This is a genomic window from Nostoc sp. T09, assembly GCF_002154695.1.
Classification (GTDB): domain Bacteria; phylum Cyanobacteriota; class Cyanobacteriia; order Cyanobacteriales; family Nostocaceae; genus Aulosira.
On sequence record NZ_MTAV01000013.1, the window covers coordinates 1 to 13,425 of the forward strand.

9 protein-coding genes are annotated in these 13,425 nt (G+C 40.6%); 3 read left to right on the forward strand and 6 right to left on the reverse strand.

Annotated features, from left to right (window positions below; genetic code table 11):
- Positions 1-481 precede the first annotated feature (481 nt).
- From BV372_RS04195 to dnaN, 3 genes are all read left to right on the forward strand, one after another.
- A complete protein-coding gene (locus BV372_RS04195; protein WP_086683715.1) occupies positions 482-742 on the forward strand; it encodes a hypothetical protein in 261 nt (86 codons plus the stop codon).
- Positions 743-1,240: 498 nt separating this feature from the next.
- Positions 1,241-2,830 (forward strand): B12-binding domain-containing radical SAM protein, encoded by a 1,590-nt coding sequence (locus BV372_RS04200; protein WP_086683718.1) that lies wholly within the window; start codon positions 1,241-1,243, stop codon positions 2,828-2,830.
- A 279-nt stretch (positions 2,831-3,109) separates the two neighbouring features.
- Positions 3,110-4,267, forward strand: a complete 1,158-nt coding sequence (gene dnaN / locus BV372_RS04205; protein ID WP_086683721.1) for a DNA polymerase III subunit beta — start codon at positions 3,110-3,112, stop codon at positions 4,265-4,267.
- A gap of 6 nt (positions 4,268-4,273) precedes the next feature.
- Here the strand turns inward: dnaN and BV372_RS04210 are convergent, their stop codons facing one another.
- The 6 genes from BV372_RS04210 to BV372_RS04235 all read right to left on the reverse strand — a co-directional run bounded on the left by BV372_RS04210 (position 4,274) and on the right by BV372_RS04235 (position 13,256).
- Positions 4,274-7,585 carry a GAF domain-containing protein gene (locus BV372_RS04210; protein WP_086683724.1) on the reverse strand — a complete coding sequence of 1,104 codons (3,312 nt, stop codon included), beginning with the start codon at positions 7,583-7,585 and terminating at the stop codon, positions 4,274-4,276.
- 552 nt (positions 7,586-8,137) lie between these two features.
- Entirely contained in the window at positions 8,138-9,310 is a 1,173-nt protein-coding gene (locus tag BV372_RS04215) for a TRC40/GET3/ArsA family transport-energizing ATPase (protein ID WP_086683727.1), read from the reverse strand.
- A gap of 324 nt (positions 9,311-9,634) precedes the next feature.
- Positions 9,635-10,024: a DUF2358 domain-containing protein gene (locus tag BV372_RS04220; RefSeq protein WP_086683802.1), complete on the reverse strand. Its 390-nt coding sequence runs from the start codon at positions 10,022-10,024 to the stop codon at positions 9,635-9,637.
- A gap of 46 nt (positions 10,025-10,070) precedes the next feature.
- On the reverse strand, positions 10,071-10,640 hold the full coding sequence (locus BV372_RS04225) for a hypothetical protein (protein ID WP_086683730.1): 570 nt from the start codon (positions 10,638-10,640) through the stop codon (positions 10,071-10,073).
- Between the two features lie 322 nt (positions 10,641-10,962).
- The gene (locus BV372_RS04230) at positions 10,963-11,901 is read right to left on the reverse strand and encodes a phosphodiester glycosidase family protein (RefSeq protein ID WP_086683733.1); all 939 of its coding nucleotides are present in this window, start codon (positions 11,899-11,901) and stop codon (positions 10,963-10,965) included.
- Between the two features lie 104 nt (positions 11,902-12,005).
- Positions 12,006-13,256 (reverse strand): DUF4912 domain-containing protein, encoded by a 1,251-nt coding sequence (locus BV372_RS04235; protein ID WP_086683736.1) that lies wholly within the window; start codon positions 13,254-13,256, stop codon positions 12,006-12,008.
- Positions 13,257-13,425 lie beyond the last annotated feature (169 nt).

Here is a 13,425-nt window from a genome sequence, read left to right on the forward strand (position 1 = left end):
AAGCCGGGAAACCCTTTCGGCAGTTCCTCCTGGGGGAGACCCCCAAGACCGGACTGCCTCACCAACGCACTGGCTCAACTTTTCGCAAAATCTAAAATCCAAAATGGTATGAGCAGTCTGCTACTCAATCCTGATTATTGAATCGGTATTCTGGTTGATTGGAATTGGCAAAAATATTGCTTGTCTAGGGAGTATCCAATTTTTCAATCAATAGCCTGCAAAAGTATTGCTATAGAGATAGTTTGCCCTGGCGCTTCCCCAACACGTAGCAACTGCCATCCAGGCTTATAGCCTGTAGACTTTAGAAAAATTAACTATAAATCATTACTCTATAATTCCTTTCTATACATTTATCAAAAGGCTGATTTTTTAATTAAAAAATGTGTTGTCGTTCTTCTTAGCTCTTGATTAATATTGACATTTAGTTTTTTCTCTCTTGTGATTGTTAAAATGTGGTTAAGCTCATGGGAGAGGCAAAGTTATGGTTACAAATAAATTTGATAATACCTTAGCGGCCATTGAGTTAAATGCAGCCAGAAAATTACACTGGGATTATAATCAGTTCAAAGACTGTTTTAATTTTACGGTCAATAAGGAAGCTATTGAGATAGCCCTCAAGAATCCAATCGAAGAATCTCAGTTAGAAAGTTTAAAGCAAGCTTTGTTAGATTATGGTTTTCAGTACAAAAAAACCGTAAATAGTTTTGTCTTGATTTTTGAGCAAGATGTTGAATTAAGATAAAGCAACATTGTTGAAAGCTACTAACACAGAGCTAGCAACTAACACACCAAAAGTAACGGTAATTAAACTAAGAATAATGATTTTAAGATAAGTGTTTACCTCATAGACACCTTTCTGAAGCTGAATATCAATACCAAATTTGGATAGTCAGTAGTTGCAATCACACCAATTTGTTAACAATGAAAAATAATTTTCTTACTTGGTACTTTTTGTCTACACGCTCTCGTTAGTCTAGTCATAAGGTCTACTTTTATAAATGCTGGAATTGGATTTATAGCACTTCTTTATGAAGATGCGCTAAATAAAGCCTGCCTAGGCAGGCTTTATTTGTATAGCCCCACTCTTCTTGAGTGACAAATTAAGCGCAGTCTCAGATGGAAACGGTAGGAGAAAGTTGATTTCTGCGTTGCTAAATCTAACTTTTGCCAGAATTTTTATGCATCTCTTTGTTGCCACAATCACTAAAGCTGCACTCAAGATCTTAAAGAGAAGGATATTATGAAAACACTGTTGCTCTACCCCCAGTTTCCTCAGTCTTTTTGGTCTTACGATCGCGCTATGGAAATGGCAGGACTCAAAGCAGCCATTCCACCCCTAGGAATTATTACTGTTGCAGCACTCTTACCTGAAGATTGGGAAGTAAGATTTTATGACCGCAATGTCAGTCTTGAGACAGAGGCAGATTGGGAGTGGTGTGACCTAGTTATTATCTCTGCCATGTTGGTGCAGAAACCGGATTTCCACGCCTTAATTCAAAAAGCTGTGCGGTTAGGCAAAAAGGTAGCAGTGGGCGGACCCTATCCGACATCAGTCCCACAAGATGCCCAAGCCTCTGGAGCAGATTATCTCATACTGGATGAAGGCGAGATGACAGTTCCGCAGTTTCTAGAAGCGATCGCTCAAGGCCAAGCTCAAGGAATCTTCCGCTCCACTGAAAAGCCAGATGTCACTCAAAGCCCCATGCCCCGCTTTGACCTGCTGGGACGGGATGCCTACTTCATGATGGCGATTCAGTTTTCTCGCGGTTGTCCCTTCAATTGCGAATTTTGTGACATCATTTCCCTCTACGGCCGCAAACCGCGCACTAAAGAACCCGCTCAGACCTTAGCAGAGTTGCAATATCTCTATGATTTAGGGTGGCGGGGATCGCTATTCATTGTCGATGACAACTTTATTGGGAATCAGCGCAATGTCAAACTCCTCTTACGAGAATTGATTCCTTGGATGCAGCAGCACAACTATCCCTTCACGTTCATGACCGAAGCCTCTGTGAATTTAGCAGAAGATGATGAACTGCTAGAGCTGATGGTAGAAGCAGGATTCTATGCTGTGTTTCTCGGTATTGAAACTCCCGATCAAGACAGCCTCGTCGTGACGCGTAAAATGCAAAATACGCGCAACCCGCTAGTGGAAGCCTGTCGCAAGATCAACGAAGCAGGACTGCTAATCTACGCAGGGTTTATCCTCGGCTTTGATGGAGAACGTTCCGGTGCAGGTGAACGGATTCAAGCGTTTGTTGAACAAACTAATATTCCGCAACCGATGTTGGGCATCCTCCAAGCGTTGCCCAATACTGCTCTTTGGAATCGACTCCAAGGAGAAGAGCGTTTAATTGAGGGCGTCGGCGTCACGGCTACAGGAGACCAGAATACCTTAATGAATTTCGTTCCTACCCGCCCCATTGCCGAAATTGCTAGAGAGTATGTGGAAGGCTTCTGGACGTTGTACGAACCAGCGAACTATCTTAGAAGATCTTTTCAGCAGTGCCTCAATATTGTTCCTCCAGCAAGGGGAAAACAAACAATGCAAGTTCCTTTAGGTAGGCAGTTGCGGCTTGTAGCTCAGTTAATCTGGCATCAGGGCTTACGACGACCTGAAATTAGAGGGCAATTTTGGAGACAACTATGGACGCTGCTACTGAAAAAGCCCCAAGTTCTGAATATGTATTTGTCGCTCTGCGCTGTGGGTGAGCATTTTTGGGAGTACCGAGTTTTAGCTAGGGAACGGATTACTCAACAGCTAGGCTACGATCCACTAGAAGTCTCTGTGCTACCTAAATTTGAACCAACGCTTGTCAAGAACATCTGACCCAATCGAGATCATTAAGTAGGTCAGCGTTAAAGATTGTCGTTATGAAAAGGCAGATGGCAGAGGGCAGAAGGAAAGAGGTTGTTAGGTAAGTTTACTTTTCGTTAGATACTACTCCCAGAGAAGCCGCTGCGCGGCTACGGTTTTTTTGCGCCTCTCTACTGACATTTGACTGCAAATTTTAGAATCGTTCAGCTTGGCAATCAAAGCAGCTTGGTAACAATAAATTAAAAATATTTCTAGAGTGGTACTATAGACACTCACAAGCTGAATCTGACCATGAAATTAGTTTGCGCCCAAAGCGATCTTAGTACGAACCTCTCCCTTGTCAGCCGTGCTGTACCATCACGACCGACACATCCAGTACTTGCCAATGTGCTGCTACAAGCGGATGCACAAACTAACCAAGTAAGCTTAACTGCCTTCGATCTCAGCTTGGGTATCCGCACTAGCTTTAACGCTGAGGTATGGCAAGGAGGAGCGATCGCACTTCCTGCTAAATTACTTCTAGACATTACCTCTCGTCTACCAGAGGGAGAAATCACCCTAGACGATGAATCAGCAACTGAAACATCTACAGGAGAGGGGTTAATTGTTACCCTGACACCAAAGAGCGGACATTATCAAGTGCGCGCAATGGGGGCGGAAGAGTTTCCCGAACTACCCTTGATTGAAAATTCCGAAGTAATTCATTTAACTGCCGCTGCCTTAATTGAGGGATTAAGAGGATCATTGTTTGCTACCAGTGGAGATGAAACTAAGCAGGTACTCACTGGAGTTCATTTAACAGTTAAACAAGATAGCCTAGAATTTGCTGCTACTGATGGGCATCGTTTAGCAGTAGTAGAAACTACTAATGAGCGTCCCATTGAAGATAGTAGCCAGCTAGAAGTTACAGTACCAGCTAGAGCGCTGCGCGAACTACAGCGGATGTTAGCTCATAGTTCTTCTGATGAAGAACCTATAGCCTTATATTTAGATCAAGGTCAAGTTGTGTTTGCGTGGAAAAATCAACGCTTGACTAGTCGCACTTTAGAAGGGCAATATCCAGCTTATCGGCAACTCATCCCGCGTCAATTTGAGCGCCAAGTTACTATCGATCGCAAACAATTCTTGAGCACTTTGGAGCGAATTGCGGTACTAGCCGATCAAAAGAATAATATTGTTAAGCTCAGCATTGATAGCGGTAACCAAGAAATTACTTTATCTTGTGAAGCTCAAGATGTAGGTAGCGGTAGAGAGTCAATGCCAGCACAGATATCTGGGGAAAATATAGATATTGCTTTTAATATCAAGTATCTTATGGAAGGCTTGAAAGAATTACCAGCTTCGGAAATTCAAATGCATCTCAATCAAAGCCTAACTCCAGTCATCTTTACACCACTGGGTGGGTTGAAGATGACTTATTTAGCCATGCCCGTACAACTGAGAAATTAAAAAAGATTAATTATAAGTATTTTGATGAATGGGAATTTCAATCCAAAATTCTGTACCTAAACCTGGCTGGGAATCACATTTAAATATACCACCGTGTTTATCAACCACAATTTTGTAACTAATTGATAATCCTAAGCCAGTACCCTTACCCACTGGCTTAGTGGTAAAAAATGGGTCACATATTCTTGTTCTCAAAGCTTCTGGGATGCCGGGACCATTATCTACAATACGAATCACTGCACTCTTCACATTGCCTTTCATCTCTCCAATAGAAGTGTAAATAGTAATTTGGCTGTGATGAGCTTCAGATAAAGATTCTTTGTAATCTTCTAGAGCATCGATCGCATTACTCAAGACATTCATAAATACTTGATTCAACTGTCCGGCGTAGCACTCTACTAAGGGCAGCTCGTCGTAATTCTTTACTATGTTAATCATTGGACTGTCTGGCTTTGCTTTCAAGCGATGTTGCAAAATCAGTAGGCTATTATCAATGCCCTCATGAATATCCACCGCTTTCATTTCCGCCTCATCGAGACGAGAAAAATTTCTTAAACCTAAGACAATCTGGCGGATGCGATCAATCCCTACCTTCATCGAAGTTAGAGTTTTAGGTAAATCTTCGATGATAAATTCTAAGTCAATTTCTTCTGCTCGCTTCCAAATCTCAGAGCTAGTATTTGGCACTTCCTGCTGATAAAGTTCCAGCATACTCAGTAAATCATCAGCATAGTCACTGACATGAGCCAGGTTTCCGTAGATAAAGTTGACTGGGTTATTAATTTCATGGGCAACACCCGCCACCAATTGACCTAATGAGGACATTTTCTCAGTTTGGATTAGCTGGGTTTGGGTTTCTTGTAGATCGTGTATAGCTTGAGTTAGCTGTTCTGTTTGCTGCTGAGTTTGCAAGAGTAAGTTAACTTGCTGAAGTGCTACTCCAAGCTGATTGGCAATCTGAGCTAAAAACTGAATTTCTGAAGCTTCCCAGTGGCGGGGTGCAGAGTTTTGATAAGCTGCCAGTAATCCCCAGAGCTTTTGCCCAATAAAAATCGGGGCGATGGCATATGCTTTGATCTGACATTTTTCCAGAAGCTCAATATGACAATCAGAGTAACCAGCCTGATAGACATCATCTACTGCACAGCTTTCATTGTGGCGATATCGGCCACCTTGAGTTTCCTGCAAATAACTATCCTGCCATATTGCCTTGGTCTGGGGACTTACCAGCTCGATCCAACCCTTACCAACAAACTCAGCAATAAACTCACCGCTCCAATCTGGGTGAAACTGGTAAACAGCTACGCGATCCGCTTGCAGCGATTTACAAATTTCTTGAGTAGTTGTCTGGAAAATTGCATCTAAGTCAAGAGATTCACGAATTTTGGCTACAATTTCAAACAATACCCGTTGTTGCTCAGCTGCTTGTTGTAAATCTAATGCTTGCTGCTGTGTTTGCCTGAGTAATTCAGCTTGCTGGAGTGCTACCCCAAGTTGAGCCGCAATCTGACTGAGAAAATTAACTTCCGAATCTTGCCATTGACGGGAGGTAGAGTGTTGATAACTACATAACAAACCCCAAAGCTTTTGTCCAATAAAAATCGGAGCAAGTACAAAAGCGTAAATTTGATACTCCTCTAGATTGTCAATATGACACTGAGTAAAGCCCATCTTGTAGATGTCATCCACCGCAAATGTTTCGTTGTAGCGGTAACGTCCTCCCTGGGTGTCTTGTAAATAAGTGTCATTCCAGACGGTATTGACTCCCAGCTTAGACTCATTTGACCAGTGCGGACTAGCAACCTCAAAATCACCAACAAATTCACCACCCCATTCAGAATCGAAGCGATAAATAGAAACGCGATCAGCTTTGATTAATTGACAAACTTCTTTAGTAGTTATTTGAAAAATAGTTTTAGTATCAAGTGACTCGCGAATTTTAGCAATAACTCCAAACACAGCATGTTGTTGTTCGGCTGTTCGTTGCATTTCAACTGTACGCTTTTTAACTTGTTTTTCTAAACTGCTATTAAAAGCTTGTACCTGTTGATAAAGTTCATATTGTTGAATTGCTGAGGCAAAATGTCTACTAATTTCTCTGGCCATTTCTATCTCTTCGTCTGTCCATTTTTGGATTTGTGCTGTTTTCGTTTCGCGCCATAGCTCAAACGATTGACGAGGATAGAGTTGCCTTTGATCGGGGTCGAATCGACCTGCCCACAAGGTTTCTGTGTCAATTTCATTACGAAAAATACTTAAATAACCCACCAATTCCTGGCGATACTGGAGTGGAATCATCAAAATGCTGCGAATCTTAGTTGATTGAAAAGCAACTTGCACAGTTCGCATATTAGGTGTTTGATAGATGTCTGAAATTGCCCAAACATCATATTCACCAGATTGATAATGTTCTTGCCAAACAATAGACTGTTCTATTAAAGGATAGATGGTTTTTTCTGCCACCGTAGGTTGCTGTCCGCAGATATAAAGCCTGACATAATCACTTCCAGGAATTAAACATTCTGCTAAGGTTTTAAATTTACTATTTTGGAAATTAAAAGCATTATGTCTGATACAAAGTCTACCGCCAGAACCACCGAAAGCAGCTACAGTTGCTTCTAAAGCTGGCTGTAGTACAATTGTGGGCAACGCATGGAGTAGAGTAGCAACGCGATTAATAGTAGCTTCCCGTTCAGCTTTTTTATGGGCTTGAGTGAGCAGATTACTTTGAGCGATCGCTATTGATAATTGATCTACTACCATCTGCACTGCTTCTATTTCATCCTCTAAAATCAAATGAGTTTCAGAGTGATGAGACACCAAAAGACCCCAGAGTTCTTTTTGACATAAAATGGGCGCTACTAAAGAAGACTTAACTCCCATTGCCGTTAGGTATTTTACATGGCAGGGATCGACAGTGCGATAATGGATCTCCTCTAATATAAGTTCTCCTGTTTCCAAGTCACGTAGAAGACTTTGACCAATCTGCTGTGTTTCAACATCGACCCATGAACGTACTTGTGACTTAAGAAATAATTCTCGCGCAGAGAGTGGAATGTCATCAACAGGAAAATTTAGCCCCAAAAGTGATGGCAATCTATCGTTATCAATCGATTCAGCAATGACCTGACCGCTACCATCAGCATGAAACTTGTAAATCATGACTCGGTCAGTTCCAAGTAGCGATCGCACTTCTGTTGTGGTCGTTGTAATAATCTCTTCGAGATCCAACGTTTGACGGATACTGTTTGTAATGCGGCGTAATAAGCCTTCTTGTTCAAGGTTTAACCGCAAGTCTGTTTTTGCGATCGGCTTCATTGCTTATGCTTTAATAATTTTTATCAGAAAAAATTAAAAAAATTCTATATCTAAAAATATTATGAAATCTATTTTTTACATCTGTCTTCAGTAAAACCACGGTATAGTAACTATTGAGAAACTTTATTTATTTTTCAACCAAAAATTGTTATTTTTTAAGAATAATGACTAACTCTATTCACAATATTCCTTAATCTATTCCTTAAGGAGTATTGACATTATTATGATAAGCCTATTAAGAGCTTTTTAAGCTAGTAAGTCTCAATATTTTAAGTAAAAAGTAGAAGGAAAAATTTTCACCTAAGTGTGTTGCATGTCTTACTACCTTATATTGCAATACTCTACCTGATTTATCGTTGAGTTGTAATAGAGAACTTAACTATTTTAGGTTTTGAATTAAAAACATTTCCCACAAATCTGTTTCCATAATCTCCAATAGTAATAGCGATTCCAATCGGGGATCAAAACAAAAAAGTACAGACGCAATAAGGTCTGTACAAACAGCAAAGCTTAATTATTCTGGGTTTGTCAGCAAAATTAAACTGTTAAATATTAAGCAAAACGGATCTTAAGATAGTCTTCATCCATTTTTGCACCTGCGGGTTGAAGTGCTGCTAGAGCTTGTGGCAATACCAAATTACGACGGTGGTTGCCAATAGTAATATTTAACTCATCACCTGTTTTACTCAATTGAACTTGATTTTTGGGAATACCAGGTAAATACAGTTCTAAGCTGTATTGGTTATTATCTTGCACAACCTTGATAGTTGTTTCTTTGTAATAAACTTGCGTGGGATCTTCGTCTTTATAAAGGGTTTCCTTCAATCTTTCTAAGGCTGCCAAACCACACATTTCTTCGGAGAAAAGTGGAACTTCTTTCACAGGTAGAGGATGAAAGTCATCATGAATTTCCTGACGATATTGCTGTTGATTTTGTTTCCATCGTTGGAAAAATGGGTCTTGAACTTCGGCAGGAATGATGCGATTAGCTACCACTAAATCTGTGGCAACATTATATAAACTCAAATAGGCATGAGCGCGAAGAGATTCTTTAATCACCATCTTTTCTGGATTAGTAACGAGGCGAACTGAAGTCTGAGTATTGTCAGTTAGTACTTTTTCCAGAGCTTCTATTTGTTCATAAAACTCGTAAGGTGCATCCATCACTTCTTTATCTGGCAGCGAAAAACCAGCAATTGGTCGAAAAAGAGGTTCAACCAAAGGGCGAAGTGCCACGGAAATGTTTTGAAATGGTTTGTAAAAACGGCGCATATACCAGCCACCAACTTCAGGTAAACTCAGCAATCGCAATGCTGTACCTGTAGGAGCCGAATCGATAATCAATACCTCAAATTCGCCTTCATCATAATGGCGTTTCATTCTTACCAAGCCAAAAATTTCATCCATGCCTGGTAAAATTGCTAATTCTTCCGCCTGTACCCCATCTAAACCCCTCGCCTGTAGAACTTGGGTAATGTAGCGCTTTACAGAACCCCAGTTTCCTTCTAGTTCTTGCAGTGCATCTAGTTCCGCACCCCATAAATTTGGGCGAATCTCCCGAGGTGCGTGTCCTAGTTCCAGGTCAAAACTGTCCGCCAAAGAGTGAGCGGGATCTGTACTCAACACCAGTGTGCGATAGCCTAGTTCTGCACAACGGAGTCCAGTAGCAGCGGCTACAGAAGTTTTTCCAACACCGCCCTTGCCTGTCATTAAAATTACACGCATGGATGATTCTGTCCTGCCTGAGAATTGTTTACATTTATTTACGCTATCTCTATTATTAACTGTTTAAAGGGAATAAATGCAGTTGCAGCACATCTGAGGGCAAAGAGTATAAATATATTGATGAGAGAGAATCAAGCCATACTGGTAGATTAGCTGTTTATTACCCAGGCGATCGCATCTTCCATCATATCTAGGCTTGTCAAACTCGGTACTGGGTCAAAAATTTCTGTGTGGCAATATAACTATTTTGCCTTTGTCTCTAGCTTTATCTACAATCTAACTTTCAATTCTTCTACTTATAACAATCAACCAAAGCCTATTCTGCTAACGATTTTTTAAAGAAAATGAATGTTGTTTCAGCACATCCAACCGCGAACATTTCCAATAATCAATATGGGAAATAATTAAACCTTCAGAGTTAAGACGTAATTCACTCCAACCAGGAATAGAAATCCGCGGTTTCCAAGGTAGGGGGCTATTCCAGCTTAGTGTCCACTCGGTTTTAATTGTATCTCCTAAAGATTGAATATCATGTAAATCCATTTGCGGATTTAAAAAGAAAGTCTTGATGAAATTAATCATCAACTTGTAGAGTTCAACACCACGAAATTTGAAAACAGCGTCTTGAAAATAAACGTCCGGGGCGTAAATGCTATAAGTTTGATTAACTGGAAATCTTTGATAGTCTTCTTTGAGAATTTGAATTATGTCCATATCACCCGAAATATTTGCCATCATTCAATAAAAGATTATTAATTGTTTACGCTTCTATCTCATTCCACAAGCGTTCTAATTGATGTCGCCACAAAGCTAATACTTGTTCACGCGCCTCAGGAGTTTGCTCAATTTCTCCCAATAATCCTTCTGTATAAAAGCGCTCCAGATTTTGCATTGTGAACTGAAGAGATTGTCCTTGCCGTTTTGCTGCTTGGATAATTTGCCGAATCCGGTTTTCAATCAATCGATTGAAAACATCATTTAAACCAGCATCATGTAAAGATATTAAACGAGCGATCGCATTAGACAAATCAGCACTCACCAAAGTGCCACTGTTATGCTGAAAAACTCCCCAAATCACTCCTTGATACAAAGCGTAGCGTACTTCCTGAGTTTCATCAAAGTTTGCTTCTAGGAACTGTTCTAAAAATGGTTGTGCTGCTTCTATTGGCACAATGGGCAGTAAAACCCGCAACCAAGTATGATCTTCGGCAAGCAGCACTAACAAGCGAAAACTCGATGTTTCCACTTGCCACGATCCAGGAGCGATCGCACCAACATCTCCTGTACCAAATAATTCTGTTAGCGTACCAGCGATTTCTTCAGGTGTCATAGGTTATTTTTAGCTATAACCTCTAGGGTAGCGCTTTCAGGTATTAAGGCTGCTGTAGTACTGGCTGAAATACTTCTAACGGTATATCTAACAATGGGGGATGCCTAGCGCGCTCCGCGTGTTTACGCTGCCAAACTCAACTTATACTCTGCCATAGGCGGTATTGCTTCTAACTTGCCTTTTTGTTTACTTCTTCTAAAGCTTTCTGGCGGTAATTTGTCAACGATAGTTGTTTCACTTAAGTTGATTGGATCGCGTTTGGTAGCTGCGTCATTTAGCTATTTATATAAATCTCAGGAATCTTTAGTAAACTATTATATTTTTAACTCGGTTTAGTTGATTTTTTATATATCAAAAATACCGAACCAATTGGCCCAGCATTTTCTACATATATTTTATTGTTGTAATATAATCCTGGCGACATCCCACCATCAAACAAAATTCCTTCTTGAATATTGCCTAAACAATTATTACGAGCGATGCCTTCTAAAACATCATCAAATTTATCTGGCAGTAGTTCTTGATTAATTTGAGAAAATTCAATATTTGAATTAGCTTTAGCATCATTGGCTAACAAAATCACATAACCTTTAGCAGTGATAGCTGCTAGAGAACGATTAGTTGCTTGTTTACAAGCAAATTCTCCCAGATCTACACAAATATCTTTAAATTTACCACCACGATAAAATCGACCATTACCTCCTACCAGGTTGTAATTCAGAATTTCATCTTTTCTTCTACCAGCTTGGATAGTGGCTTTTCTAACTTTGGATTTACCTCCTGAGATCCCAAAAGAAGAACGCTGATTTTTAAAGGCTCCTGAATACTCAAACCCGCGAGAAATATTCAAGCCTTGTGGTTTGTTATCAGTGCCTATATAGTCGGCATTAATTGCTGCTATTGGTGTTTGTCCGTTTAATTTAGAATTTTCATCAGTGATAATTTCTCGAAATTGTTTTGGTACATATTCTTTACGCAATTTACCCTGATTATCTTTGGCATAAAGTTTATGAGTAAGTCCCACATTTACTTTGAAATCTAATTGTTCTGACTGAGGATTAAAAATAACCACATGATTAATGCCTCTGTCATATCTTTTTCCTTGATTGTTGGCTTTAAAAAACTCAATACTAAAGTTAGCATTTTTGCCAATACAAGTAGTTTTCGATGGCTCTTGGGCTGCATTAGATTCAATATTTTTACAGCCTGATAATAACTTGATCGCGATTATGAAGATAGATAACAAGAATAATCTAGACATCTTGAGATAAATTAAATAATTTTAAAATGCAAAAACCCGCTACAGGATTACTATAGCGGGTAAAAAATTTATTATTCAATCTGGAGTTAATTGAGAATTCCCAATTAAGACAGCCACTCTAAAACAGCTTCGTCTTTGGTATTGGTATTTCGGGATGGTGTCTCACGATTAAATTTCATGTGAATCGAGCGAGTTTGTTCGCCATCAGCAGCTACAGCCAAGATTGGATAGTCAATTAAACCATCTTGGAAGGACATCTGGAAGCGGAATGTACCATCTGGATTCAGCTTGATCGGGCGACCACCAATAGTCACGGTAGCATCTGGTTCGGTTGCACCGTAGACAATCAACTCAGCATCAGCAATTAACCAGAACTTGCGTGGACGTACTGGTACAGCAGAAGCCGAGAAGCCAACGCCTGACATACCTACACCAGACATGGTTAAACCAGATGTGGTAGGAACTGCCCACATACCGACGCCTGATGGGAAAATGTAGGAGCTGATAGCTTGTTCTGGGGTTACAGAGCCAGGTACTTGCTGCATAGAACCGAACAGAGAACCTGCAACTCTTTGTGCTTCAGCAGATTCAGCCATACCAAAGATTTGGTCATAAATGGGGTTGCCATTGCTGTTGGCGTAGGCTGTGGATGCTATCTTCTTGGCAGGAGGAACCAATTCGTAGACAGTCTTACCACGCAAATCTTCTTCAAAGTTGACCGTGACGAAGACATCTTCAATCCAGTCAGAAGGATAGACAGGAGGAATGTGGACTCGCGCAGAACGAGCAAGAATTAACCAACGTCCATCAACAGAACGATAGCCAATATCGATTACATAGTCGCGATCGCTCACTGGAACTGGTAGATACCATTCTCTAGCCAATTCATCAGCAGGGTATTCTTGCAGGTTGTGAGGACTTTGGTACTCAAGATTGATGTCGGTAACATCATAAATCCGCAGGGCTAGCTGTTGTCCTCCTTGCCGACGAAGTTCTTCTTTATGTTCGTTTGAAACATCCCAATAGGTATAAGCCCACTGAGGATCTCGCGGTAAGAGTACAATACGGCTGTCACCGTAACCAGCAGGTAAATCTCCTAGTTCTTCATCAACATCAGTTAAAGAAGCACCATTACGATCTACTTGACCTAACTCGAATTTTGCTGCTTCCACGGTTTCCTGTGCCTCCAGTGAACGAGATGGACTAAGCGAGAATTTGCTGCGCTGAACGTCTTGAATCGATGCCAGTAATTGTGATTTACGCATTCGGCTATAGCGAGAAATGCCATATTCACTCGCAACCTTGCGTAGTTGCCGCAATGTCATCTCCTCTAGCGGCGGGCGTTCTTTTGCCATTAATTTGGCCTCCAGTAGTTTGAAAGGTAAATGATTTCCCCTGGTTACAGAATGGTATTTAACATCTCATCCACTCCAGATGAATTTCTTATTCCTGACTCCTGGCCTTGCCCAGAGTTTAACTTTCTTAAACTGTTATTAAATTGAGAGTCACTCCCTTTCAATTCCT